Here is a 25,428-nt window from a genome sequence, read left to right as displayed (position 1 = left end):
CCGGTATGCGCGGCATTTGCAAAATGCCGCGCATTTTTCCTGCCGACGCAAAGAATGGTCCGCTTTGCAAACCAAAGCTCGATTCCGAGACAGTTTCTGCAAAATTCTGCGCCAGTTTCGCCGTTAACAGCCTTGCCGCTTCGCCTGCCCCGCGCCTAGATCGCGGCTGAATTGGGCAGGAGGAGCAGTTATGGGCTATCGCGAGATCTATGCCGGCTGGCAGGCCGATCCCGACGGATTCTGGATGCAGGCGGCCGAGGCCATCGACTGGGACCGCAAGCCCTCGAAGGCGCTGTTCGACGACCAGGCCCCGATCTACGAATGGTTCTCGGACGGCATGGTCAACACCTGCTGGAACGCGGTGGACCGCCACGTGCTGGCCGGGCGCGGCGACCAGATCGCCATCCAGCACGAAAGCCCGATCACCCTGTCCTCCAAGGGCATCACCTACAAGCAGCTGCAGGACCGCGTCGCCTCGCTGGCCGGCGCGCTGCGGATGCGCGGCGTCGAAAAGGGCGACCGCGTCATCATCTACATGCCGATGATCCCCGAGGCGCTGGAGGCGATGCTGGCCTGCGCCCGCCTGGGCGCCATCCACTCGGTCGTCTTCGGCGGCTTCGCGGCCAGCGAGCTGGCGGTGCGCATCGACGATTGCCGGCCCAAGGCGATCATCGCCGCCTCCTGCGGGCTCGAACCCAACCGGGTGGTGCATTACAAGCCGCTGCTGGACGCCGCCATCGACATGGCCGAGCACAAGCCCGAGTTTTGCGTGATATTCCAGCGCGAGCAAGAGGTCGCCAAGCTGGTCGAGGGCCGCGACTTCAGCTGGCACGGCTTCCAATACGGCGTGAAACCTGTCGACTGCGTGCCGGTCGAGGGCAACCACCCGGCCTATATCCTCTATACCTCGGGCACCACCGGCCAGCCCAAGGGGGTGGTGCGCCATACCGCCGGCCATCTGGTGGCGCTGCAATGGTCGATGACCAATATCTACAACATCGGCCCCGGCGACCGCTTCTGGGCCGCCTCGGACGTGGGCTGGGTCGTCGGCCACAGCTATATCTGCTATGGCCCGCTGATCGCCGGCGCGACCACCCTGGTCTTCGAGGGCAAGCCGGTCGGCACGCCGCACCCGGGCGTCTTCTGGCGCATCATCCAGAACCAGCGCATCAAGAGCTTCTTCACAGCCCCCACCGCCCTGCGTGCCATCCGCCGCGAGGATCCGAACGGCGAATGGATCCGCCGCTACAAGCTGCACGACCTGCAGGCGCTGTTCCTGGCCGGCGAGCGCGCCGACCCCGACACGGTGAAATGGGCGCAGGAGCACCTGGGCGTGCCGGTGGTCGACCACTGGTGGCAGACCGAGACCGGCTGGGCCATCGCCGCCAATCCCATCGGCATCGAGACCCTGCCCACCAAGCCCGGCAGCCCCTCGGTGCCCATGCCGGGCTATGACGTGCAGGTGCTGGACGAGGGCGGCAATCCGGTCCCGGCCGGCACGCTCGGCGCCATCGCCATCACGCTGCCGCTGCCGCCCGGCACCTTGCCGACCCTGTGGAACGCGGAAGGCCGCTTCCGCAAAAGCTACCTCGACCATTTCCCGGGCTATTACGAGACCGGCGACGCTGGCTATATCGACGAGGACGGCTATCTCTACATCATGGCCCGCACCGACGACGTGATCAACGTCGCCGGTCACCGCTTGTCCACCGGGGCGATGGAGGAGGTGCTGGCCTCGCATCCCGACGTGGCGGAATGCGCCGTGATCGGCGTGGCGGACAGTCTCAAGGGCCAGGCACCCGTTGGCTTCCTGTGCCTCAAGGCCGGCGTGGCGACGCCCCATGACAAGGTGGTCTCGGATGTCGTGCGGCTGGTGCGCGACAAGATCGGCCCGGTCGCGGCCTTCAAATCGGCCTGCGTGGTCGATCGGCTGCCCAAGACCCGCTCGGGCAAGATCCTGCGCGCGACCATGGCCAAGATCGCCGACGGGCAGCCGTTCAAGGCACCGGCGACCATCGACGACCCGGCCATCCTGGACGAGATCCGCGATGCCCTGGCCGGAATTGGCTATCCGGAAGCCGAGAAAAAGGGCTGAGGCCGCATCGGCTTCTCGCTCAGCATGGGTATTTGAAAAACGGAAAGACGCACTCGACGCGCCTCCCCGCTTCTTTTGTGGAAAAATATCCTCGGGGGTCCGGGGGCAGACAGCCCCCGGCCACGGCGGATCAATCGATCCGGGCGCCGAGGCCCTGCATCAGCGGCAGGAAGTCCGGGAAGGACGTGGCAATAGGGCTGGCGTCGTCGACGCTGATCGGCTGCTCCGACGCAAGGCCGGCGACTAGGAAGGACATGGCGATGCGATGGTCGAGATGGGTCGCGGCCGGCGCTCCGCCGCCGGCAAGCCCGCCGCTGCCATGCACCGTCATGCTGTCCTCGGTCGATCTCACGCGGGCGCCGTTGGCGATCAGCCCGGCCTCCATCGCCGCGATGCGGTCGCTTTCCTTGACCCGCAGCTCATGGACGCCCTGCATGACGGTCGGCCCTTCGGCGAAGCAGGCGACGACCGAGAGGATCGGGAATTCGTCGATCATGCTGGCGGCGCGTGCGGGCGGCACCGTCACGCCCTTCAGCGCGGAATGGCGCACCAGCAGGTCGGCGACCGGCTCGCCGCCTTCTTCGCGCGGGTTCTCGAAACCGATGTCGGCGCCCATTTCCAGAAGCGTGACGTAAAGCCCGTCGCGGGTCGGGTTGCGGCTGACGCCCGGCACCCGAACCTCGGATCCCGGCACGATCAGCGCCGCCACCACCGGGAAGGCGGCGCTGGACGGGTCGCGCGGCACCGCGACCGGCTGCGGCCTCAGTTCGGGGCGGCCTTGCAGGGTGATGACGCGGCCCTCGTCGGTGATCTCGGTCGTGATAGTCGCGCCGAAGCCCGTCAGCATCCGCTCGGTATGGTCCCGGGTCGGCTCGGATTCGATCACTACGGTCTCGCCCGGTGCGTTGAGGCCGGCGAGCAGCACCGCCGACTTGATCTGCGCCGAAGCCACGGGCGTCTTGTAGCGCACCGGCACCGGCTCGGCGGCGCCCTTGATGGTGACCGGCAGGCGCTTGCCCTCGCGCGCGGTGATCTGCGCGCCGAAAAGCTCCAGCGGGTCGGTGATGCGCCCCATCGGCCGGCGCGACAGGCTGGCGTCGCCGGTGAAGGTCGCCGTGATCGGCGTCGTCGCCATGGCGCCCATGATCAGCCGCACACCGGTGCCCGAGTTGCCGCAGTCGATCACGCCCTCGGGCTCGGCAAAGCCGCCGACGCCGATGCCGTTGACCTTCCATTCGCCGATCCCCAGCCGCTCGACCTGGGCGCCGAAGGCCTGCATCGCCTTTGCGGTGTCCAGCACGTCCTGGCCCTCCAGCAGGCCGGTGATATGGGTCTCGCCCACCGACAGCGCGCCCAGGATCAGCGCGCGATGGCTGATCGACTTGTCGCCCGGCACCTGCGCCTCGCCCCGCAGCGGGCCCGAGGCGCGGGCAGTCATCGGCAGCGGTTCGGCGGAATGTGACATGGCGGACCCCCTTGGCTTCACGCGCAAGGTGATAGCGGTCGCGGCGTGCGGGCGCAATCAGCCTTGGCGGCGGAAGGTGACGTAATGCGGCGCCCGGCCCTCGCGCAGGGCCTTCTGCTCATAGCGGGTGGACAGCCAGTCCTCCCAGGGCTGCGGCCCCTCATGCACCAGATCGAAGCCGGCGGGCGGCACTTCTTCCAGCGTCTGGCGGACATAGTCGGGGATGTCGGTCGCGACCCGGAACTCGGCGCCGGGCTTCATCACCCGCGCCAGCGGCAGCAGATGCTCGGGCGTGACGAAGCGGCGGCGGTGGTGGCGCGCCTTGGGCCAGGGATCGGGATAATTCAGGAACGCCTTGCTGATCGAGGCCTCGGGCAGCACGTCCATCAGGTCTCGGGCGTCGCCGGGATGGACGCTGACGTTCCGCACCCCCGCCGCACGGATCTTGCCCAAGAGCATGGCGACGCCGTTGATGAAGGGCTCGCAGCCGATGATGCCGATCTGCGGATAGCGGGCCGCCATGTGCACCATGTGCTCGCCGCCGCCGAAGCCGACCTCCAGCCAGACCGGGCGGTCGTCGCCGAAGATCGTGGCCGGGCCCAGCGGCTTGCGTTCCGGGTTCTCGGCATGGGTGATGCCGCGCGGGCGCAACTCGCCCAGGTCCTCGGACAGATAGCCCTTCTGCGACTGGCGCAGGGTCTTACCGTGGCGGCGGCCGTAGAAGTTGCGGCGCGGAGGGGTCGGGTCGAATTCGCTCATGCCCGCGCCCATGCCTTGGGCGCGGGGCGAGGTCAAGTCATTCCGCCGCCAGGCGCGAGATCACCACCGTCACCTCGGGCTTCTTGCCGATCTCTTCCATCGAGACCTGGCGGGTGATCTTGCGGATCGCCTCTTCCAGCCGGTCGTCGTTCATCACGATGCGGTCGTCGGCGCGTTCCAGAAAGCTCGCCAAGTCCGATTCGATGCTGCGGGCCAGCGGCACGCCGGCGCGGCCGGTCTCGGGCAGGCCGGAAAGCTCGACCCAGGCGTCGGGCAGCGGGCTGTCGTCCTCGTCGATGATGATCGAGACCATGGCATGGCCGTTCAGCGCCATGCGGATGCGGTCGCGCACCACCCCGTCCATAGCGCCGATCAGCACGGTGCCGTCCAGATACAGCCGGCCGGTGTCGACCTGGTCCACCACGCGCGGCGCGTCGCCGGTCAGGTCCAGCATGGTGCCGTTGGTCGCCACGACCGAATGGATGCCGCGCGCCTCGGCCAGCTTGGCATGTTCGCGCAGGTGCATGTGCTCGCCATGCATCGGGATGACGATCTGGGGCTTCAAGAGTTCATGCACCGCCTCGATGTCCGGCCGGTTGGCATGGCCCGAGACGTGATAGGTGCCGTCGTCGGCGTCGAACAGGTCCACGCCCATTTCCGACAGCGCGTTCTGAATGCGGATCACGCCGCGCTCGTTGCCCGGGATGGTGCGCGAGGAAAACAGGAAGCTGTCGCCTTCGCGCAGCTGGATGCCCAGGTAACGGCCGCGCGACAGTTGCGCGCTGGCGGCGCGACGCTCGCCCTGGCTGCCGGTGACGATCAGCAGCACCTTGTCGCGCGGCAGTTCCGAGGCTTCCTCGGGGCCGATCACCGCCGGGAAATTGGTCAGGATGCCGGTCTCGACCCCCACGGTGACCATGCGGCGCATGGCCCGGCCCAGCAGGCAGACCTTGCGGCCGGCGGCGATGCCGGCCTCGGCCAGGGTGCGCAGGCGGGCGATGTTGCTGGCGAAGGTCGTCGCCACCACCATCTGCTTCTGCGTGGTGACGAAATCCAGCAGCGGATTGGCCAGAATCGCCTCGGACCGGCCGGGATGGGGCACGAAGACGTTGGTGGAATCGCAGGTCAGCACCTTGACCCCCTGCCCCTCGCCCGCGATCTCGTGCCACAGGATCGGATCGAAGGCCTCGCCCACCACCGGGGTGCCATCCAGCTTGAAGTCGCCGGTATGCACGATCCGCCCCGCCGGCGTGTCGATGATCAGCGCCGAGCTTTCCGGGATCGAATGGCTGACCGGGACGAACTGCACCTGGAACGGACCCGCCGTCACCACCTCGGGGCGGGGGGCGTGGATATGCAGCTGGTCGACCGGCTGGCCCATCTCTTCCAGCTTCAGCCGGGCCAGCGCGCCGGTGAAGCGGCGGCAATGTACCGGCTTTTGCAGCTTGGGCCACAGCAGGCCAAGCGCGCCGACGTGATCTTCATGCCCATGGGTGATGAAGATGGCGTCGATGCGGTCGCGGTTCGCCTCGAGCCAGGCCACGTCGGCCATGATCAGGTCGATGCCCGGCGCCGAGTCCATGTCGCCGAAGGTCACGCCCAGGTCGACGACGATCAGCCGCTCTCGCCCCGGCTCGCCATATCCGTAGACATAGGCGTTCATGCCGATTTCGCCCGCGCCGCCCAGCGGCAGATAGATCAGGCGCTCAGACATTGCCCATCTCCTTGTTGTAATCGTGGATCAGGCGCAGGCCGTGCATGGTCAGATCGTCCTCGATCGCGTCGAACAGATCAAAGCCCTGATCGAACAGGGGCGCAAGCCCGCCGGTCGCGATCACCTTCATCGGCCGGCCGCGCTCCTCACGGATCTTTTCGACGATGCCTTGCACGAGGCCGATATAGCCCCAGAAAATGCCCGACTGGATGCAGGCGACGGTATTGGTGCCGATCACGCGGGCCGGCATGGTCACATCGACATGCGGCAGGCTGGCCGCGCCCATGTGCAGCGCCTCGAGCGACAGGTTCACGCCGGGCGCGATGACGCCGCCGACATAAGCGCCGTCTGTATCGACCACGTCGAAGGTGGTCGCGGTGCCGAAATCGACCACGATCAGGTCGGGCCCGTGGCGCTGGAAGGCGCCCCAGGTGTTGACCAGCCGGTCGGGGCCGACGACGGTGCCGAAATCGACGCGCGGCGCCACCGGCAGCAGGCAGTCGGGCTTGCCGACGACCAGCGGCCTCGTGTCGAAATAGCGGTTGCAGAGCACGCGCAGGTTGAACACCACCCGCGGCGCGGTCGAGCTGATGATGCAGTCGGTGATGTTCAGGTCCAGCTTCTGCAAGGCGATCAGCGTCGAGAGCCAGACGAAATATTCGTCCGCGGTGCGGCGGTGGTCGGTCGAGATCCGCCACAGCCCGGCGAATTTCTCGCCGTCCCAGACCGAGAAGACGGTATTCGTGTTGCCGGTGTCGATGCAAAGCAGCATGTTCTCAGCCCCCGAAATACACGTCGGCGGCGGGGATGGCCTGGCGACCGGCGGGCGTGCGCAACAGGAGCGCGCCGCTGTCGTCGATGCCCTCGAAGACGCCCCGGCTTTCGCTACGGCCGGTGCGGGCGATGATCGGCTCGCCCAGCTTCGCGGCGCGCGCCAGCCAGGCATTGCGGATCGGCGCGAAGCCGAAACTGTCGAGCTGCGCCTGCCAGCGCGCGAAGGCGGTGGCGAGCAGGTCCAGGAAATCCTCGGGATCGATGGCATGGCCGGTCTCGGCCAGGACGGAAACCGGCTGCATCGCCCCGGGTTCGACCGCGCCCGCTTCGGGCGCCGCGGCCAGATTGACGCCGATGCCCACCGCGACCGCCTGCACCTGGCCGCCCTGCCCCGCGCTTTCCAGCAGGATGCCCGCAACCTTGCCGCCGTTCAGCAGCACGTCGTTTGGCCATTTGATCGCCAGCCGCGCCGAAGGGCCGCAGGCGTCGCCGAGCGCATCGTAAAGCGCCAGAGCCGCGACGAAGGACAGCTGCGCCGCGCCCGCCGGCCCGCCCTGCGGCCGCGCGACCAGCGTGCCGGCGAAGTTCCCCGCCGGCATCACCCAGTCACGCCCGCGACGGCCGCGGCCCGCGAATTGCTCGCGCGTCATCACCCAGGCCGGACCGGAAAGGCCGGGCGCCAGACGCAGCGCCTCGGCATTGGTGCTGTCGGTGCGGGCCAGCACATGGCGGGCCACGCCCTGCGGCCAGGGATCACTCACCTTGTTCGGACTCGGCGACCGGGGCCGGGGCGGCAGGCTGTTCGGTCGCCAGCACCGGGGCGACCAGGGTATCCGCGGCGCGGCCGGCGGCGGCATCGACGCCGAACATGTTGATCGCGCCGACCAGCATCGTCAGGGCCGGCACGACCAGCCCCAGGTATTGCACCGCGCCCATGCGCGAGGTGATGCCTTCGCTGTCGCCGCCGAAATACATGTAATAGACGATGCGCAGATAATAGAAGGCACCGATGACCGAGGCGATCACGCCCGCGACCGCCAGCCAGCCCATGCCGGCATCGACCGCCGCCGTCAGCACGCCGAACTTGGCGAAGAAGCCTAGCGTCGGTGGCACGCCGGCCAGGCTGAACAGCAGGACCAGCATGGCCAGCGCCTTGACCGGCTCGTTCCAGGCAAAGCGGTTCAGCGCGGTCAGGTCGGTGACCGGCACGCCGTCCCGCTCCATCGACAGGATGAAGGCGAAGGTGCCGACGTTCATCACCGCATAGATGGTCATGTAGATCAGCATCGCCTGCACGCCCAGGCTGGTGCCGGCGGCCAGGCCGACCAGCGCGAAGCCCATATGCGCGATCGAGGAATAGGCCATCAGCCGCTTGATGTTGGTCTGGCCGATCCCGGCGATCGAGCCCAGGAACATCGACATGACCGCCAGCGCGGCGACGATCTGGCTCCAGTCGGCGATGACATGGCCGAATGCGTCGAAGACCAGCCGCGCGATCAGCGCCATGGCCGCGACCTTGGGCGCGGTGGCGAAGAAGGCCGTCACCGGCGTCGGCGCGCCTTCGTAGACATCGGGCGTCCACATGTGGAAGGGCACGGCCGAGACCTTGAAGGACAGGCCGACCAGCATGAACACCAGCCCGAAGAGCACGCCCAGCGACAGGTGCCCGCCCTCGATCACCGTGACGATGCCCGCGAAATTCGTGGTGCCGGCAAAGCCGTAGACCAGCGAGGCGCCATAGAGCAGCAGGCCCGAGCTGAGCGAGCCCAGCACGAAATACTTCAGCCCCGCCTCGGACGAGCGCGCCGAGTCGCGGCGCATGGCGGCGACGACGTAAAGCGCCAGCGATTGCAGCTCCAGCCCCATGTAGAGCGTCAGCAGGTCGCCGGCCGAGACCATGAACATCATGCCGATGACCGCCAGCGCGACGATGATCGGGAACTCGAAGCGCAGCATGTTGCGACGCGCCAGGTAATCGGCGCTCATCGCCAGCACGGCGGCGGCGGCGACCAGCATCACCACCTTGGCGAAGCGCGAGAAGCCGTCGTCGATGAACATGCCGTAGAAGGCGGTCTGTTCGGGCCGGTTGCCCAGGCCCAGCATGGCGGCGACGACCAGGAAAGCCGCGACCGTGGTCCAGAGCAGCGTCCGCGCCAGGTTGTCCTTGCCGAGATAGGCCCCCGCCATCAGCGCGGCAAGAGCGTAAGCGGCCAGCACCACCTCGGGCAGAATGGTCGAGAAATCGAGCGAGGTCATGTCTGTCCCCTAGTGGCTGGTCGTCGCCGCGGCGGTTTCCACCACCGGCTGGCTTTGATGATAGTGAGAAAGCAGGCTCTCCACCGCCGGTCCGGTCACGTCGGTGACCAGGCGCGGATAGACGCCCAGGATCAGCGTCATGGCGATCAGCGGCACGAAGATCCAGCGCTCGCGCGGGGTCATGTCGGTGATCGACTTGAGGCTTTCCTTGATCAGCTGGCCCAGCGTGACGCGACGATACAGCCACAGCGCATAGGCGGCCGACAGGATCACGCCCGAGGTCGCGACCAGCGCCACCCAGGTGTTTTCGCGGAACACGCCCATCAGCGTCAGGAACTCGCCCACGAAGCCCGAGGTGCCGGGCAGGCCGACGTTGGCCATGGTGAAGAACATGAACACCATGGCATATTTCGGCATCCGGTTCACCAGGCCGCCATAGGCGTCGATCTCGCGCGTGTGCATGCGGTCGTAGATCACGCCGACGCAGAGGAACAGCGCGCCCGAGATGAAGCCGTGCGACAGCATCTGGAAGATGGCGCCGTCGACGCCGATCTGGTTCGCCGCGAAGATGCCCATGGTCACGTAGCCCATGTGCGCGACCGAGGAATAGGCGATGACCTTCTTCATGTCCGACTGCGCCAGTGCCACCAGCGAGGTGTAGACGATGGCGATGGCCGACAGCCAGAAGACATAGGGCTGGGCCACGCCGCTGGCGACCGGGAACATCGGCAGGCTGAAGCGCAGGAAGCCGTAGCCGCCCATCTTCAGCAGAACCGCCGCCAGCAGGACCGAGCCGGCCGTCGGCGCCTGGACGTGCGCGTCGGGCAGCCAGGTATGGACCGGCCACATCGGCATCTTGACCGCGAAGCTGGCGAAGAAGGCCAGGAACAGCAGCATCTGCGTGCCGCCGACCACGGTCACGCCCAGCAGGCGATAGGTCTCGGACGGGAAGTCGAAGGTCAAGAGCGTCGGGATGTCGGTGGTGCCCGCCATGCGATACATGGCGATCATCGCGACCAGCATCAGCACCGAGCCGAGGAAGGTGTAGAGGAAGAACTTGAAGCTGGCATAGATCCGGTCCTTGCCGCCCCAGATGCCGATGATCAGGAACATCGGGATCAGCCCGGCCTCGAAGAACAGATAGAACAGCACCAGGTCCAGCGCGGTGAAGACGCCGATCATCAGCCCTTCCAGCACCAGGAAGGCGATCATGTATTCCTTGACCTTCACCTCGACCTCCCAGGTCGAGAGGATGGTCAGCGGCATCATGAAGGTGGTCAGCAGCACGAACAGCACCGAGATGCCGTCCACCCCCATCTTGTAGCGCAGGCCCATGATCCAGGCGTGATCCTCGACGAACTGGAAGCCGGTGTTGGCCGGGTCGAAGCGGAACAGCACGAAGAGCGAGATCACGAAGGTCGCCGTCGTGGTCAGCAGCGCCAGCCATTTGGCATTGCGCGCCGCGGCCACGTCCTGGCCGCGCAGGAACAGCGCCATGATGATCGCGGCGATGATCGGCAGGAAGGTGATGATGGAAAGTAGGTTCGTCATGTCAGTGCGCGCCCCGCATCATCACCCAGATCAGCAAGCCTACGATGCCGAGGACCATCGCGAAGGCATAGTGGAACAGATAGCCCGACTGCACGCGGACTGCCGCGCGCGTCAGCCTGGGGATCAGCCCCATGGCGACCCCGTTGATCGTGCCGTCGATCACCTCGCCATCGCCCTTCTTCCACAGGAAGCGGCCGATCCACAGCGCGGGACGCACGAAGATGAAGTTGTAGATCTCGTCGAAATACCACTTGTTCAGCAGGAACTGATACAGTGCCGGCTGCTGCGCCGCCAGCCGGCGCGGCAGCGTCGGATTGACGATGTAGAACAGCCAGGACACCAGCAGCCCCAGGACCATGGCGATGAAGGGCGAGACCTTGACCCATGCCGGCGCATGGTGCGCCTTGTCCATGATATGATTGTCGGGATGCATGTAGATCGCACCGCCGACCGGCGCGGCGACCTCGGCATGGGCCTCGGGCGCGGCTTCGGGGGCTGCGGCATGCTCGCCTTCGGCGGCCGGAGCGGCGGCATCGGCGGCGACATGCTCGACCGGAGCCTCGGCCGTGGCATGGCCTTCGGCGGCCTCGCCCTGGGCTTCATGCGCGCCGGCCATGTGGAAGAACTCGGTCACCTTGTGGTGGTCGCCGAAGAAGGGACCATACCAGACCATGCCCGAGAAGATCGCGCCGATGGCCAGCACGCCCAGCGGAATGGTCATCACCGGCGGGCTTTCATGCGCATGGTCATGGGCATGATGGTCGCCGCGCGGCTTGCCGTAGAAGGTCAGGAAGATCAGCCGCCAGGAATAGAAGCTGGTGAAGCAGGCCGCGATCACCAGCATCCAGAAGGCGTAGGCATTCCCCGCCCAGGCGCTCTCGATCACCGCGTCCTTGGACAGGTAGCCGGCGAAGCCGATATGGGTCAGCGGGATGCCGACGCCGGTGATGGCGAAGGTGCCGATCATCATCGCCCAGAAGGTCAGCGGGATCTTTTTCCGCAGCCCGCCATAGTTCCGCATGTCCTGTTCGTGATGCATGGCATGGATGACCGAGCCCGCGCCCAAAAACAGCATGGCCTTGAAGAAGGCGTGGGTCAGCAGGTGGAACATGGCGACCGAATAGACGCCGACGCCCGCCGCCACGAACATGTAGCCAAGCTGCGAGCAGGTCGAATAGGCGATCACCCGCTTGATGTCGTTCTGCACCAGGCCCACGGTCGCGGCAAAGAAGGCGGTCGTGGCGCCGATGATGACGATGAAGTTCTTGGTGTCCGGCGCGAATTCGTAAAGCGGCGACATGCGGCAGACCAGGAACACCCCGGCGGTCACCATGGTCGCGGCGTGGATCAGGGCAGAGACCGGGGTCGGACCCTCCATCGCGTCGGGCAGCCAGGTGTGCAGCAGAAGCTGCGCCGACTTGCCCATGGCGCCGACGAACAGCAGAAAGGCCAGCAGGTTCGCGGCATTCCAGTCGCGCCACAGGAAATGCAGGTTGGTCTGCGCGATCTCGGGCACCTGGCGGAAGATCTCGTCGAACTGGATCGTGCCGGTCAGCCAGTAGATGCCGAAGATGCCCAGCAGGAAGCCGAAGTCGCCGACCCGGTTGACGATGAAAGCCTTCATCGCCGCCGCGTTCGCGCTGGGTTTCTTGTAATAGAAGCCGATCAGCAGATACGAGGCGACGCCCACGCCCTCCCAGCCGAAGAACATCTGCAGCAGGTTGTCGGCCGTCACCAGCATCAGCATGGCGAAGGTGAAGAACGACAGATAGGCGAAGAACCGGGCCTTGTAGTGCTCGTCATGCGTCCAGTTGTCGTCATGGGCCATGTAGCCCATCGAATACATGTGCACCAAGGCCGAGACCGTGTTCACCACGATCAGCATGATCGCGGTCAGCCGGTCCAGCCGGATGCCCCATTCGGCGTGGAAGTCGCCGGCGACGACCCAGTCCAGCACCGGGATGTGCCGGGTCACGCCGTCGAAGCTGAGGAACAGGTACCAGCTGAGCAGGCAGCACAGGAACAGGATGCCGGTGGTCAGGTATTGCGCGGCCTTCTCGCCGATCAGGCGCCAGCCGAAACCGGCGATCAGCGACCCCAGCAGGGGCGCAAAGAGGACGATCTTTTCCATGCCGCCTTAACCCTTCATCACGTTCACGTCTTCCACCGCGATGGTGCCGCGGTTGCGGAAGAAGACCACCAGGATCGCCAGGCCGATGGCGGCCTCGGCCGCGGCCACGGTCAGCACGAACATGGTGAAGACCTGCCCCGCCAGGTCGCCCAGATGGGTCGAGAAGGCGACGAAGTTGATGTTGACCGAAAGCAGGATAAGCTCGATCGACATCAGGATGACGATGACGTTCTTTCGGTTCACGAAGATGCCGAAAATGCCGGTGACGAACAGTATCGCCCCCACGACAAGGTAATGTGTCAATCCGATCATCATCTCATGTCCCTCCGGGCTGTCGCCGGTTTGTCCTCGGGTTCCGGCGCTGCCGGAAAGTCGGTTGTCGTCGCTCTAGTGCAGGTAACAGCTGCACGAGAGATCAAAATCGAAGCCGTTGACGGCAAAGGTCCGCGAATGAAGCGTTCCCGATTGTCTGGCACCAAACTCCCGGCGCACGGTATTCCCAAGCTCCGACAGGTCGATATTAGGCGTTCCCCTGATGGTACCCATCAGCCTCTCGAAGCGATCCGTACTTCTGCCGATCATGCCTAGCTCTGGCGGCAGCACGTCCGAAAACCAGACCCCCCGGTTCTGCTCGCAGTCGAACACGATTGCCATCTCCTCGGTCCGGGTGCCGTCTCCGACCACAATCTGCTGACTGATCTTTCCATCATTCAGCCTCTGAAGCATCTGCATATTTCCGAATGGATTTCCGCCCGGCATTCCAGAGTTGTAGTAGACTGCACATTCTTCGCCGCGCTCGAACGTATGGACGACCGGCGCAGCAACCTTCTCTGCCAAGGCAGCAGTCCCCGACAATGTCGCCAAAGCCATGATGCACGGCACCTTCATCACAGCCCTTGCCCCGGCTTCACGTCCTTCAGCTCCATCGCCTTGGCCGGGTCGCGCCACATCTGCTCCAGCACGTTCTGGCGCTTGATGTCCCGGCGGTGGCGCATGGTCAGCACGATGGCGCCGATCATCGCGACCAGCAGGATCAGGCCGGCCAGCTGGAACATCAGCGCATAGCGGTCATAGAGCACCATGCCCAGGCCCCGCGTGTTCTGCACCCCCTCGACGATGGGCGCGGCGCGCAGCGACTCGGCATGTTCGGACGGCGTCCAGCCGGAAAAGGCGATGCCCAGCTGCGCCAGCAGCACCAGCCCGATCAGCAGCGCCAGCGGCAGATAGCGCGCCAGCTCACCCTTGAGCTCGGCGAAATCCACGTCGAGCATCATCACCACGAACAGGAACAGCACCGCCACGGCGCCGACATAGACCACGACCAGCAGCATGGCGACGAATTCCGCCCCCTGCAGCACGAACAGCCCGGCAGCCGAAAAGAAGGCAAGGATCAGCCACAGCACCGAATGCACCGGGTTGCGGCTCATCACGACCATGAAGCCCGCGACGCAGGCGCAGATCGCGAACAGGTAGAAAGCGAAGGTCATCATTCCTGGTCCTCCTCGGCATAGACGCTCTGGGCGATCTCAAGCGCCTTCTGCATCGCAGGCAGCCCGCCGAACATGCTCATCTGAAAGATCGTCTCGGCGATCTCGCGTTTCGTGGCGCCGGCAGCGATGGCCTGGCGGATGGTCATGCGCAGCTGCGGCTCGGCCATGGCGCCCTGGACGGTGATCGCACCGATGGTCAGCAGCAGGCGCGTCTTGGCGTCCAGCCCCTCGCGGTTGAAGGTCTTGCCGAACCACATCTCCAGCATGTCCGACGGCATCGTCGGCACCAGCTTTTCCATGGCGCGCATATCGAAATGTTCCAGCGCCGGGTTGAAGGCGCGGGCCATCTCCTGGCCGGAAGCCATCATCTGCGCGAAAAGCTTGGTGAACGCATCGGTCATCGGTAGGGCGCATCCATCTGGAGGTTGCGGGCGATCTCGGCTTCCCAGCGCTCGCCGTTCGCAAGCAGCTTCTGCTTGTCGTAGAACAGCTCCTCGCGGGTCTCGGTGGCATATTCGAAGTTCGGGCCTTCGACGATGGCATCGACCGGGCAGGCTTCCTGGCAGAAGCCGCAATAGATGCATTTCGTCATGTCGATGTCGTAGCGCGTGGTGCGGCGGCTGCCGTCCTCGCGCGGTTCGGCGTCGATGGTGATGGCCTGGGCCGGGCAGATCGCCTCGCACAATTTGCAGGCGATGCAGCGTTCCTCGCCGTTGGGATAGCGGCGCAACGCGTGCTCGCCCCGGAAGCGCGGCGACAGCGGGCCCTTTTCATGCGGGTAGTTCAGCGTGGGCTTGGGCGAGACGAAATAGCGCATCCCCAGGCCGAAGCCCTTGATGAAGTCCCACATCAGGAAATATTTGGTCGCCCGCGCGAAATCGAAGGCCATCAGAAACGCTCCCCTTCCCTGGGGGCCGCGAAACGGTCGAACGCGGCGACATAGTCCCGCACCCGGGCGCTGTCACGCGCATGTTCCGCGGTGTCGAGATTGTTGGCGAGGAAATGCGCCAATTCTACCTTGTCGGTCTCACTGGCTGCCGCAAATGCCTCGGCTAGCTTGTTGGAATACATGGCTTATCCTCCGACCGCGAAACGGGCCCAGAAACCGCCCAGCACTTCGTAGCGGGCAAGGATGGCGACCAGGACGACCCAGCCCAGCGACAGGGGCAGGAACACCTTCCAGCCGATCCGCATGAGCTGGTCGTAGCGATAGCGGGGCACGATCGCCTTGACCATGGCGAACATGTAGAACCAGAACCACATCTTGATGACCATCCACCACCAGCCGTCGGCGATGAACGGCACCGGCGAAAGCCAGCCGCCGAAGAACAGCAGGGATAGCAACGCGCACATCAGGTAGATGGCGATATATTCGCCGGCCATGAACAAAAGGTAGGGCGTGGACGAATATTCGACCATGTGGCCGGCGACCAGCTCCGATTCCGCCTCGGCCAGGTCGAAGGGCGGGCGGTTGGTCTCGGCCAGCGCCGAGACGAAGAACAGCACGACCATCGGCAGGTGCGGCAGCCAGTACCAGTTCAACAGGCCATAGCTGCCCTTCTGCGCCAGCACGATCTCGGTCAGGTTCATCGAGCCCGAGGAGATGATGATGCCGATGATGATCAGCCCCATCGACACCTCGTAGGAGATCATCTGCGAGGCCGAGCGCAGCGAGGCCAGGAACGGGTATTTCGAGTTCGAGGCCCAGCCGCCCATGATCGAGCCATAGACCTCCAGCGAGGACGCCGCAAAGACGAAGAGGATGCCGACGTTGATGTTCGCCATGACCCAGCCTTCGTCGAAGGGGATTACGACAAAGGCGAACAGCGCCAGCATCATCGACAGGAAGGGCGCCAGGAAGAAGATGAACTTGTCGGCGCCGGCCGGGATGACGATTTCCTTGACGATGTATTTCAGCGCATCGGCAAAGGTCTGCAGCAGGCCCCAGGGACCGACGACGTTCGGGCCGCGGCGCATCTGCACCGCCGCCCAGATCTTGCGGTCGCCATAGACCATGAAGATCAGCGAGCCCATGACAAAGGCGATGACCGCCAGACCCTGCAAGAGCAGGCTGAGCGCGAAACCATAGGGCGAGGCCCAGAATTCAGCCATGATCAGTCGTCCCTCTCATCACGCCGCGGGAATGCCGCGCGCCTTGCATTCCTGCAAGGTCTCTTTCGTTGTCATCACCGTCAGGCCCATCGGTTTCTTCTCGGACAAGGTAAAGACCGAACCGACGATCATCTTGCCATCGCGCTTGTCGCTGAGCGTGCGGATGTGGCGGGCATAGGCCGAGCCTTTCGAATCCGCCCAACTGGCCAGCGCGCATGTGGCATAGGCGAAGGCGGTATCGGCGTCCACCCCGCCCCGCAGGTTGGCGCTGACTTCCACCAGGCTGTCGGCACCCTTGCGCGAGTTCGCCAGGCCGGTGATGCGCGCCCCCAGGAAGTCCTTGGGCTCGGCGGCAAAGCTTTTCGGCAGCTTCAGCCGCATCGGCTGGGTGCGGGCGGCGAAATCCGCCAGCGCCTTTTCCTGCGCCGTCGGCGCGCGGCGTTTAACCGGCCCCAGATTCGGCATGCCCGACAGGTCCAGGTCCAGGTTGGCGTTCAGCGCCATCAGGTCGGCCTCGGTCACGGCAAAGGCGTCGCGGCCAGCGTTGCTGTCCAGCTTCATCTCGCTGACCGAGCCGTCGGGCTCCAGAATCAGGATGTCGCCGGACTTGGTCGAGATGCGGCCGCGCGACAGCACCTTCTTGTCGGGGGCGCCGGCATCGCTTTGCAACACGCTGACCGCCAACTCGGCCGGCTTTTGGCGCGGCCGGCCGTCGTCGGCCTTTTCCTCGGCACAGCCGGCCAGCAGCGCCGCCGCCAGCCCCAGGCCGATCATGTTGCAAAGCGCTTTGCTCATCGCGTCACTCCGCTGCAAGCGCGGGCGCCCTGCGCGCCGCCGCCATGGCCGAAAGCTCGCCCATCAGCGGCGAAGAGCGCGCGATGGGGTTGGTCAGGTAGAAATCCTTGACGGCATAGCGGAAAGCGGCCTGGCCCATGTCGAGCCGTTCCAGCGGCTGCCATTCGTTTTCCGGCACCTGGTCGATCAGCGCCAGATGCGGCACCGCCTCGACCAGTTGGCGGCGCAGGCCGGCCAGGCTGTCCCAGGGCTGGGTCTTGCCCAGCTCGGCCGAAAGCGCGCGCAGAATCGCCCAGTTCTCCTTGCCCTCGCCAGGCGCGAAATTGGCGCGCATGGCCAGCTGCGGCCGGCCCTCGGTGTTGACGAACAGCCCGTTTTCCTCGGTGTAGCAGGCACCGGGCAGGATGATGTCGGCGCGATGCGCGCCGCGGTCGCCATGGCTGCCCTGATAGATCACCACCGGGCCGGCGGCGATGTCGACCTCGTCGGCGCCGAGGTTATAGACCACTTCCGCGCCCTCGATGGCGGCCAGCAGGCCGCCCTCGGTCACCGCGCCGACGTCCAGCGCGCCGACGCGGCTGGCGGCGGTGTGCAGCACCAGAAGCTTGCAGTCGCCCAGCTCGCAGATGCGCATGGCATTGGCCAGAACCGCCTCGCCATCGGCCTCGCGCAGCGCGCCCTGGCCGACGATGACGATGCCGGGCGTGCCGTCCTTGTTCGCCAGATCCTCGTCCAGCAGCTTGGCCAGCGCGGCCCGGTCACTGCCGAAATGGTGGTAGTCATAGGTCAGGTCCGCCGCCTCGCCCACCAGCGCGACCTGCGCGCCATGCGCCCAGGCCTTGCGGATGCGGGCGTTCAGCACCGGCGCCTCGTCGCGCGGGTTGGTGCCGATCAGCAGGATGCGTTTCGCGTGGTCGATGTCCTCGATCCGCGCCGAGCCGACATAGGCCGAGCGGTTGCCGGCCGGCAGCCGCGCGCCGTCGGTGCGACATTCCACCTTGCCGCCCAGACCCTCGACCAGTTGCCTGAGGCTGAACGCCGCCTCGACCGGCACCAGATCGCCGATCAGCCCGGCAACCCGCTTGCCCTGCATCGCCCGCGCTGCCGCCTCCAGCGCCTCGGGCCAGGAGGCCGGGCGCAGCTTGCCGTTCTCGCGGATATAGGGCCGGTCGAGGCGCTGGCGACGCAGCCCGTCCCAGATGAAGCGGGTCTTGTCGCTGATCCATTCCTCGTTCACGCCGTCGTGGTTGCGCGGCAGGATGCGCATGACCTCGCGGCCCTTGGTATCGACGCGGATGTTGCTGCCCAGCGCGTCCATCACGTCGATGGATTCGGTCTTGGTCAGTTCCCAGGGCCGGGCGGTGAAGGCATAGGGTTTCGACACCAGCGCGCCGACCGGGCACAGGTCGATGATATTGCCCTGCAGGTTCGAGGCCAGCGTCTCGTTCAGATAGCTGGTGATCTCGCTGTCCTCGCCGCGGCCGGTCTGGCCCATCTGGGTGATGCCGGCGACCTCGGTGGTGAAGCGCACGCAGCGGGTGCAAGAGATGCAGCGCGTCATATGCGTCTCGACCAGCGGGCCCAGGTTCAGATCCTCGCTGGCACGCTTCGGCTCGCGGTAGCGGCTGAAATCGACGCCATAGGCCACGGCCTGGTCCTGCAGGTCGCATTCGCCGCCCTGGTCGCAGATCGGGCAATCCAGCGGGTGGTTGATGAGCAGGAACTCCATCACCCCCTCGCGGGCCTTCTTGACCATGGGGCTGTTGGTCTTGATCTCGGAGGGCGCGCCGTCCGGGCCGGGGCGCAGGTCCTTGACCTGCATGGCGCAGGAGGCGGCGGGCTTGGGCGGGCCGCCCACCACCTCGACCAGGCACATGCGGCAGTTGCCGGCGATGGACAGCCGCTCGTGATAGCAGAAGCGCGGCACCTCGATCCCGGCCTGTTCGCAGGCCTGGATCAGGGTCAGGTTCGGATCGACCTCGATCACCACATCGTCGATCTTGATCTTGCGAAGATCTGCCATCTTTCGTCTTCCCTCATGCCCCGCGGCGGCCGTCGGCCGATGCGGGTTTCAAATGCGGGCCCAAGGCTGGCCCGGTTTCGTGCGCCGTCATTCCTGCACCTTCACGAAGGCGCGGGGATAGACGGTCGGCACCAATCTGTCGTTTTCGCCGTCCCGCTGGACCAGGACGCTGCCGGTGTCCTGCCCGGGCTGAAAGGTCACCGTCGCCCGGATCGCGCCGCTGGTGTTATAGCGCAGCGTGCGGTTCAGGTCGGTGGTGTAGCGGCTGCCGTCCGGGCGCGAGCACAGGATCCGCGCCTGGTCGGCATTGCCGGTGATGCGCAGAAGCGGCGCCCCGGTAATCCCGCGCGACAGCTTGGTGCGCACGCCCGGCCCGGTCGCGTCGCAGGTCAGGTCGCCCGGCGCGAAGATCGAGAATTGCAGATAGAACTTCTGCGCCGTCGGCTCCCATCCCCGCGAGGGCTCGCCGGCCATGGCGTCGGCGGCGATCATCGAGGCGGCGGCCGCCGCCATCAGTCCCAGGCCGATCCAGTTCAACCATTTTCTCATTTCGCCACCAGAAGGCTGCCGATGATGGTCTTGTTCGCGATCTCCTGCCGGCCGATGGCGCAGAAGCTTTGCGGATCGCCCGATTTGGCGCCCTTGCGCTTCAGATAGTCCTCGGCCACGGCATAGATGCGCTTCTTGTCGTCCTTGCTGTCCAGGAAGGCGTCGATCTGGGCATTGGAATAGCCCTGCCTGCGGGCATAGGCCTTGAGCTTGCGCGCCTCGCCATAGGCGTAAAGGATGCGCCCGTCGATGCTGGGGCAGGTGCGGCGGACGCGGTCGGCGATGCGCGCGGCGATCAGCCGGTCGTTGATGTATTTTTCCTTGGAGAGCGGCTCCAGCGCGGCGGCGGGCGTCGCCAGCAGCGCGGCGATCAGGGCAAGCGGCATAAGTTTCATGGCTTTGGCCTTTCTGTCATGACACCTGGTCATAACACGGCACCTGCCTGCAGGTTCGACACCTTGTCTTGAGCGCCGCCTGGACAGCCGGGTGCGATCCCCCGCGAGGGTCGGTCGTCCCGGATTGTCGCGGACGGGAACCACCGCCGTTACTCCGCCGCCATGGCGCCCATGCGCCCGGTGCGTTTGGCCTTGATGCGGTCCTCGATTTCCTCGCGGAAGTTGCGGATCAGGCCCTGGATCGGCCAGGCGGCCGCATCGCCCAGCGCGCAGATGGTGTGACCCTCGACCTGCTTGGTCACGTCGAAGAGCATGTCGATTTCCTCGACCTCGGCCTCGCCGCGCACCAGCCGGTCCATGACCCGCATCATCCAGCCCGTGCCCTCGCGGCAGGGCGTGCACTGGCCGCAGCTTTCGTGCTTGAAGAAGGCCGAAAGCCGCCAGATCGCCTTGATGATGTCGGTGGACTGATCCATCACGATCATGCAGGCGGTGCCGAAGCTGGATTTCAGCTCGCGCATGCCGTCGTAATCCATGATGGCGTTTTCGCATTGCTCCGCCGTCAGCACCGGGCAGGAGGCGCCGCCGGGGATCACCGCCTTGAGGTTCTTCCAGCCGCCGCGCACGCCGCCGCCGTGCTTCTCGATCAGCTCGCGCATCGGGATCGACATGGCCTCTTCGACCACGCAGGGCGTGTTGATGTGGCCGGTCAGGCCGAACAGCTTGACGCCGGCGTTGTTCGGCCGGCCGAAACTTGCGAACCACTCGGCACCGCGGCGCAGGATGGTCGGGACCACGGCGATCGACTCGACGTTGTTCACCGTGGTCGGGCAGCCATAGAGGCCGGCGCCGGCCGGGAACGGCGGTTTCATCCGCGGCATGCCCTTCTTGCCTTCCAGGCTTTCCAGCAGCGCGGTTTCCTCGCCGCAGATATAGGCGCCGGCACCGTGGTGCAGATAAAGGTCGAAGTCCCAGTCCGAGCCGGCGGCATTGCGACCCAAAAGGCCCGCGTCATAGCATTCGTCGATGGCGGCCTGCAGCGCCTCGCGCTCGCGGATGAATTCGCCGCGGATATAGATATAGGCGGCATGGGCGCCCATGGCGAAGCTGGCGATCAGCGCGCCCTCGATCAGCGTATGCGGATCGTGGCGCATGATCTCGCGGTCCTTGCAGGTCGCGGGCTCGGATTCGTCGGCGTTGATGACCAGATAGGACGGGCGGCCGTCGGATTCCTTGGGCATGAAGGACCATTTCATGCCGGTCGGGAAGCCCGCGCCGCCGCGGCCGCGCAGGCCCGAGGCCTTCATTTCGTTGACGATGCCGTCGCGACCCTTGGCGATGATCGCGGCGGTGCCGTCCCAGCAGCCGCGCTTCTTCGCGCCGGCCAGGCTGCGGTCGCCCATGCCGTAGATATTGGTAAAGATCCGGTCCTGATCGTTCAGCATCGTCTTATCCTTGTCCCTGCGACAGCGCCTTGCGCCGCCGCCAGATCCGAAAGGTCACCATCAGCGACCAGATCAAGGCCCCCATCGCCATCAGATCGGCGAGAAAGGCGTATTTCGCGGGCCAGCCCTGCCGGCCCCCCAGCCATTGCACCCCGAGCCAGGCCACCATGGTCGCGGCGATCACCACCGCCACCAGGCGCATCTGTCTCGCATCCGCCGCGGCGGCCCTTGCCGCCTGCGCCGGATCCTGTTTCGCGGGGCGCGACATCAGCCCGGCTCGCCCTTGTCCACGCGGCGGGAATGGTCGGTCGCACCGCCCGCCGCCAGCAGTTTCGCCTGGCCGACCCAGTCGTCGGCCTCGATCCGGCTGCCCATGCGCCCCATGCGCTGGACGTAATCCGCCACCGCCGCCGCGTCCCAGGCGGCGATCTGGTCATAGCGCGTCACGCCATGCGCGCCGAGCCAGTCCGCGATCTTGGGCCCGATGCCCTTGATCCGCCGCAGGTCGTCCGACCCGGTCACCGCCCGGATCGGCATCTGCACCGCCGTCGGCTGCTCGGGCAGCGTGGCGGCAAGCAGCAGCGCCTGGGGCTGGCTGTCGGCCTGGCGGCGGCGCCAATCCTCGGGTGGCACCGTTTCCAGCGAGGGCAGCGGCGCCGGCATCTCGTGGCAGACCAGCCAGACCATCAGCGATCCGAACAGCAGGCAGGTGACGGCGGCCAGGAACAGCCCGCCCAGCCAGTGCAGCTCGCCGACGCCCGATGCGAACAACAGCACCAGGACCCCGGCGATGGCCGCCGAGATCCAGCAGTTCCTGTTGCACTCTGCCCGTTTCATGGCGATCCGAACTCTTTACCGTTCCCCTGGAATTAAGCGCTTTTTTCCGTGGCAAGCCAAGGCGTCGTGATCGGGACCTCGGTGCCGTCGATGCGCTTGATCGTGTCGCCCAGGGAGACCGCAAGCGCGACGCTGGCGTTATATTGCTCGCCACCCTTCAGCTCGGCCAGCGCGGTCGGTCCCCCCAGCGCCTCGGCCGAGAAGCGGCCGTTCTGCGGCCCGGGCAGCGGAACCTCGCCCCCGGCGAAGCTGTCGATCAGCGCCGAGAGCTTCTCGACGGTCAGGTCCTCGTAGAAATCCTTGCCGATCTGGACCATGGGCGCATTGGTGCAGGCGCCCAGGCATTCGACCTCTTCCCAGCTGAAGCGGCCATCGGCGGAAACCTCATGCGCGTGCGGCGCGATCTTTTCCTTGCAGACGCGGATCAGATCCTCGGCGCCGCAGATCATGCAGGTCGTGGTGCCGCAGATCTGGATATGGGCCACGCTGCCGACGGGCTGCAGCTGGAACATGAAATAGAAGGTCGCCACTTCCAGCACGCGGATATAGGGCATGCCCAGCAGGTTGCCGACATATTCGATGGCCGGGCGGGACAGCCAGCCCTCTTGTTCCTGCGCCCGCCACAGGATCGGGATGACCGCCGATTGCTGGCGCCCCTCGGGGTATTTGGTCATCTGGGCGCGGGCCCAATCCAGGTTGGCGGCGGTGAACTCGAACGAGTCCGGCTGGATGGGGGACAGACGGCGCAGCATCAGCGGTCAACCTCTCCGAAAACGATGTCGAGCGTGGCGATGATCGCCGGGACGTCGGCCAGCATGTGGCCCTTGGACATCCAGTCGATGGATTGCAGATGCGCGAAGCCCGGCGCCCGCAGCTTGGCGCGCCACGGCTTGTTGGTGCCGTCCGCGACCAGATAGACGCCGAATTCGCCCTTGGGCGCCTCGACACAGGCATAGACCTCGCCGGCGGGGACATGGAAGCCCTCGGTATAGAGCTTGAAGTGATGGATCAGGCTTTCCATGTCGCGCTTCATCTCGACGCGGCGGGGCGGGGTCAGCTTGCCGCGCGCCAGCACGTCGCCGGCCGGCTCGGCCCGCAGCTTGCGCACCGCCTGCTGCATGATCTTGCAGGATTCGCGCATCTCGGCCATCCGGCACAGGTAGCGGTCATAGCAGTCGCCATTGGTGCCGACCGGGATCTGGAAGTCGAATTCGTCATAGCATTCATAGGGCTGCGCCCGCCGCAGGTCCCAGGCCAGGCCCGAACCGCGCACCATGACGCCGGTATAGCCCCAGTCCAGCGCATCCTGTTCCTTGACGATGCCGATATTGACCAAGCGCTGCTTGAAGATGCGGTTTTCCGTCAGCAGCGTGTCGAGGTCGTCGACCAGCCTCGGGAACCGCTCGCACCATTCCTCGATGTCGTCCAAGAGGTCCGGCGGCAGGTCCTGGTGCACCCCGCCGGGGCGGAAATAGGCCGCGTGCAGCCGCGCCCCGCAGGCGCGCTCGTAGAAGATCATCAGCTCTTCGCGGGCCTCGAACCCCCACAGCGGCGGGGTCAACGCGCCCACGTCCATGGCCCCGGTGGTGATGCCCATCAGGTGGTTCAGGATGCGGCCGATCTCGGAATAGAGCACCCGGATCAAGCTGGCCCGGCGCGGGATCGTGGTGCCGGTCAGCCGCTCGATCGCCAGGCACCAGGCGTGTTCCTGGTTCATCGGCGCGACGTAGTCCAGCCGGTCCAGATAGGGCAGGTTCTGCAGATAGGTGCGGCTTTCCATCAGCTTTTCGGTGCCGCGATGCAAGAGGCCGATATGCGGGTCGGCGCGTTCGACGATCTCGCCGTCCAGCTCCAGCACCATGCGCAGCACGCCGTGGGCGGCCGGGTGCTGCGGGCCGAAGTTGATGTTGAAGTTGCGGATGCTCTGTTCGCCGGTCAGGGCGTCGACCGAGCCGTCGTCATAGCTGTTCTTGCGGATGTCGCCGTCCATGGTCAGCCCTCCAGCCCGGCCGTGGCGCGCTTGGCGGCCAGCCGGTCGTTGAATTTCGCCGTCTGGATCAACGCGCGGCGGTGCCGTCCTGCGCCGATCCGGTCGATACCGTCATGCGCCTCGACCCGGAACCAGATGAAGCGGCCGTCGATCTCTTCGATCTCGGTCTCGACCGTAACCACCTGCCCGGGCAGCGTCGGCGCGGTATGGTCCACATCGACATGCACGCCCAGCGAATCCTCGCCCGGCTCGTAATGCGGGCGCAGCTGCTCGACGCAGGCCCATTCCATCAGCCCGATCATCTTGGCGGTGGCGAAGACGGCCGGCATCTCGGGGAAGGCGCCGCGATCCGCAAACAGCGCGCGCACGGTATCCTGCCCCTGCACCGCCATGCTGAAGCGGGCGCGGTCGCCGGGTTTCAGTCCGGGCTTCACTTCTTGGCCTCCGGCGCCTTCTCGTCGCCGGGCAGCACGTATTTCGCGCCCTCCCAGGGGGACAGGAAGTCGAACTGCCGGTATTCCTGAACCAGCTTCACCGGCTCATAGACCACGCGCTTCTCGATATCGTTCCAGCGCACCTCGACATAGCCCGTGGTGGGGAAGTCCTTGCGCAGCGGATAGCCGCGGAAGCCGTAGTCGGTGATGATGCGGCGCAGGTCGGGGTGGCCCGAGAACAGGATCCCGAACATGTCGAAGACCTCGCGCTCGTACCAGTTGGCGCCGGGGAAGATGCCGACCAGGCTGGGCGCCAGCTCGTCCTCGCGGACCTGGGCCTTGACGCGGATGCGCTGGTTCCGGTGCATCGACAGCAGGTGATAGACCAGGTCGAAACGCGCCGGGCGGGCCGGATGGTCGACGGCGGTGATGTCGATCAGCGTGGAAAAGCGGCAGTTCGGGTCGCTGCGCAGGAACTCGATCAGCCCGGGCAGGCCCGAGACCGTCGCGGTCACCGTCAGCTCGCCATAGGCGACCTCGGTCGAGACCACGTCGTTCTCGCGGCGCAGCGCGATATGTTCGGCCAGTTCCAGCAGGGTGTCGTCGGACATGG

General features: G+C 66.1%; 27 protein-coding genes. 1 reads left to right on the top strand and 26 read right to left on the bottom strand.

The annotated features are described in order from the left end of the window. Positions 1 to 190: 190 nt before the first annotated feature. Positions 191 to 2,095: a propionyl-CoA synthetase gene (locus JCM7685_RS04430; protein ID WP_074965696.1), complete on the top strand. Its 1,905-nt coding sequence runs from the start codon at positions 191 to 193 to the stop codon at positions 2,093 to 2,095. A 130-nt stretch (positions 2,096 to 2,225) separates the two neighbouring features. On the opposite strand, the gene aroA is transcribed toward JCM7685_RS04430, so the two are convergent. The 26 genes from aroA to JCM7685_RS04300 all read right to left on the bottom strand — a co-directional run bounded on the left by aroA (position 2,226) and on the right by JCM7685_RS04300 (position 25,426). After that, positions 2,226 to 3,560 (bottom strand): 3-phosphoshikimate 1-carboxyvinyltransferase, encoded by a 1,335-nt coding sequence (gene aroA / locus JCM7685_RS04425; protein WP_074965695.1) that lies wholly within the window; start codon positions 3,558 to 3,560, stop codon positions 2,226 to 2,228. A gap of 57 nt (positions 3,561 to 3,617) precedes the next feature. Next, complete coding sequence (gene trmB / locus JCM7685_RS04420; RefSeq protein WP_074965979.1) at positions 3,618 to 4,319, bottom strand: tRNA (guanine(46)-N(7))-methyltransferase TrmB; 702 nt, start codon at positions 4,317 to 4,319, stop codon at positions 3,618 to 3,620. A 37-nt stretch (positions 4,320 to 4,356) separates the two neighbouring features. Then, positions 4,357 to 6,033 carry a ribonuclease J gene (locus JCM7685_RS04415; RefSeq protein ID WP_074965694.1) on the bottom strand — a complete coding sequence of 559 codons (1,677 nt, stop codon included), beginning with the start codon at positions 6,031 to 6,033 and terminating at the stop codon, positions 4,357 to 4,359. Next, the gene (locus tag JCM7685_RS04410) at positions 6,026 to 6,805 is read right to left on the bottom strand and encodes a type III pantothenate kinase (RefSeq protein ID WP_074965693.1); all 780 of its coding nucleotides are present in this window, start codon (positions 6,803 to 6,805) and stop codon (positions 6,026 to 6,028) included. The genes JCM7685_RS04415 and JCM7685_RS04410 overlap by 8 nt, the downstream gene beginning before the upstream one ends. A gap of 4 nt (positions 6,806 to 6,809) precedes the next feature. After that, positions 6,810 to 7,568: a biotin--[acetyl-CoA-carboxylase] ligase gene (locus tag JCM7685_RS04405; RefSeq protein ID WP_170848871.1), complete on the bottom strand. Its 759-nt coding sequence runs from the start codon at positions 7,566 to 7,568 to the stop codon at positions 6,810 to 6,812. After that, complete coding sequence (gene nuoN / locus JCM7685_RS04400; RefSeq protein WP_074965692.1) at positions 7,561 to 9,063, bottom strand: NADH-quinone oxidoreductase subunit NuoN; 1,503 nt, start codon at positions 9,061 to 9,063, stop codon at positions 7,561 to 7,563. Before nuoN ends, JCM7685_RS04405 begins: the two co-directional genes overlap by 8 nt. 9 nt (positions 9,064 to 9,072) lie before the next feature. Further along, positions 9,073 to 10,614: an NADH-quinone oxidoreductase subunit M gene (locus tag JCM7685_RS04395; RefSeq protein ID WP_074965691.1), complete on the bottom strand. Its 1,542-nt coding sequence runs from the start codon at positions 10,612 to 10,614 to the stop codon at positions 9,073 to 9,075. Position 10,615: 1 nt separating this feature from the next. Beyond that, complete coding sequence (gene nuoL, locus JCM7685_RS04390; protein ID WP_074965690.1) at positions 10,616 to 12,745, bottom strand: NADH-quinone oxidoreductase subunit L; 2,130 nt, start codon at positions 12,743 to 12,745, stop codon at positions 10,616 to 10,618. Positions 12,746 to 12,751: 6 nt separating this feature from the next. Next, on the bottom strand, positions 12,752 to 13,057 hold the full coding sequence (gene nuoK, locus JCM7685_RS04385) for an NADH-quinone oxidoreductase subunit NuoK (protein ID WP_018000823.1): 306 nt from the start codon (positions 13,055 to 13,057) through the stop codon (positions 12,752 to 12,754). Positions 13,058 to 13,132: 75 nt separating this feature from the next. Then, entirely contained in the window at positions 13,133 to 13,615 is a 483-nt protein-coding gene (locus JCM7685_RS04380) for a hypothetical protein (RefSeq protein WP_139218053.1), read from the bottom strand. A 17-nt stretch (positions 13,616 to 13,632) separates the two neighbouring features. Beyond that, the gene (locus tag JCM7685_RS04375; RefSeq protein WP_074965687.1) at positions 13,633 to 14,235 is read right to left on the bottom strand and encodes an NADH-quinone oxidoreductase subunit J; all 603 of its coding nucleotides are present in this window, start codon (positions 14,233 to 14,235) and stop codon (positions 13,633 to 13,635) included. Beyond that, on the bottom strand, positions 14,232 to 14,636 hold the full coding sequence (locus JCM7685_RS04370; protein WP_074965686.1) for a carboxymuconolactone decarboxylase family protein: 405 nt from the start codon (positions 14,634 to 14,636) through the stop codon (positions 14,232 to 14,234). Before JCM7685_RS04370 ends, JCM7685_RS04375 begins: the two co-directional genes overlap by 4 nt. Further along, positions 14,633 to 15,124 (bottom strand): NADH-quinone oxidoreductase subunit NuoI, encoded by a 492-nt coding sequence (nuoI, locus tag JCM7685_RS04365; protein WP_018000820.1) that lies wholly within the window; start codon positions 15,122 to 15,124, stop codon positions 14,633 to 14,635. Before nuoI ends, JCM7685_RS04370 begins: the two co-directional genes overlap by 4 nt. Further along, a complete protein-coding gene (locus JCM7685_RS04360; protein ID WP_074965685.1) occupies positions 15,124 to 15,306 on the bottom strand; it encodes a hypothetical protein in 183 nt (60 codons plus the stop codon). Before JCM7685_RS04360 ends, nuoI begins: the two co-directional genes overlap by 1 nt. Before the next feature lie 3 nt (positions 15,307 to 15,309). Next, the gene (nuoH, locus tag JCM7685_RS04355; RefSeq protein WP_062562597.1) at positions 15,310 to 16,347 is read right to left on the bottom strand and encodes an NADH-quinone oxidoreductase subunit NuoH; all 1,038 of its coding nucleotides are present in this window, start codon (positions 16,345 to 16,347) and stop codon (positions 15,310 to 15,312) included. Positions 16,348 to 16,365: 18 nt separating this feature from the next. Then, positions 16,366 to 17,142: a hypothetical protein gene (locus JCM7685_RS04350; RefSeq protein WP_074965684.1), complete on the bottom strand. Its 777-nt coding sequence runs from the start codon at positions 17,140 to 17,142 to the stop codon at positions 16,366 to 16,368. 4 nt (positions 17,143 to 17,146) lie between these two features. After that, positions 17,147 to 19,165 (bottom strand): NADH-quinone oxidoreductase subunit NuoG, encoded by a 2,019-nt coding sequence (gene nuoG, locus JCM7685_RS04345; RefSeq protein ID WP_074965683.1) that lies wholly within the window; start codon positions 19,163 to 19,165, stop codon positions 17,147 to 17,149. A gap of 87 nt (positions 19,166 to 19,252) precedes the next feature. After that, positions 19,253 to 19,714, bottom strand: a complete 462-nt coding sequence (locus JCM7685_RS04340) for a hypothetical protein (RefSeq protein WP_231964684.1) — start codon at positions 19,712 to 19,714, stop codon at positions 19,253 to 19,255. Next, a complete protein-coding gene (locus JCM7685_RS04335; protein WP_083412501.1) occupies positions 19,711 to 20,109 on the bottom strand; it encodes a DUF5333 domain-containing protein in 399 nt (132 codons plus the stop codon). Before JCM7685_RS04335 ends, JCM7685_RS04340 begins: the two co-directional genes overlap by 4 nt. Before the next feature lie 149 nt (positions 20,110 to 20,258). After that, positions 20,259 to 21,554 (bottom strand): NADH-quinone oxidoreductase subunit NuoF, encoded by a 1,296-nt coding sequence (nuoF, locus tag JCM7685_RS04330; RefSeq protein ID WP_074965681.1) that lies wholly within the window; start codon positions 21,552 to 21,554, stop codon positions 20,259 to 20,261. A gap of 4 nt (positions 21,555 to 21,558) precedes the next feature. Next, positions 21,559 to 21,822 (bottom strand): DUF5337 domain-containing protein, encoded by a 264-nt coding sequence (locus JCM7685_RS04325; RefSeq protein ID WP_074965680.1) that lies wholly within the window; start codon positions 21,820 to 21,822, stop codon positions 21,559 to 21,561. Then, the gene (locus JCM7685_RS04320; RefSeq protein WP_074965679.1) at positions 21,822 to 22,391 is read right to left on the bottom strand and encodes a hypothetical protein; all 570 of its coding nucleotides are present in this window, start codon (positions 22,389 to 22,391) and stop codon (positions 21,822 to 21,824) included. The genes JCM7685_RS04325 and JCM7685_RS04320 overlap by 1 nt, the downstream gene beginning before the upstream one ends. Before the next feature lie 32 nt (positions 22,392 to 22,423). Continuing rightward, entirely contained in the window at positions 22,424 to 23,143 is a 720-nt protein-coding gene (nuoE, locus tag JCM7685_RS04315) for an NADH-quinone oxidoreductase subunit NuoE (RefSeq protein WP_074965678.1), read from the bottom strand. Further along, positions 23,143 to 24,381, bottom strand: coding sequence for an NADH-quinone oxidoreductase subunit D (locus tag JCM7685_RS04310; protein WP_074965677.1), 1,239 nt, complete (start codon positions 24,379 to 24,381; stop codon positions 23,143 to 23,145). The genes nuoE and JCM7685_RS04310 overlap by 1 nt, the downstream gene beginning before the upstream one ends. 2 nt (positions 24,382 to 24,383) lie before the next feature. Beyond that, positions 24,384 to 24,815, bottom strand: coding sequence for a thioesterase family protein (locus JCM7685_RS04305; protein WP_074965676.1), 432 nt, complete (start codon positions 24,813 to 24,815; stop codon positions 24,384 to 24,386). Then, complete coding sequence (locus JCM7685_RS04300) at positions 24,812 to 25,426, bottom strand: NADH-quinone oxidoreductase subunit C (RefSeq protein ID WP_074965675.1); 615 nt, start codon at positions 25,424 to 25,426, stop codon at positions 24,812 to 24,814. The genes JCM7685_RS04305 and JCM7685_RS04300 overlap by 4 nt, the downstream gene beginning before the upstream one ends. Between the last annotated feature and the right edge of the window lie 2 nt (positions 25,427 to 25,428).

This window comes from Paracoccus aminovorans, from assembly GCF_900005615.1.
GTDB lineage: Bacteria > Pseudomonadota > Alphaproteobacteria > Rhodobacterales > Rhodobacteraceae > Paracoccus > Paracoccus aminovorans.
The sequence above is the reverse complement of the archived record's forward strand: the minus strand, read 5'-3'. Positions and strand labels throughout refer to the sequence as shown.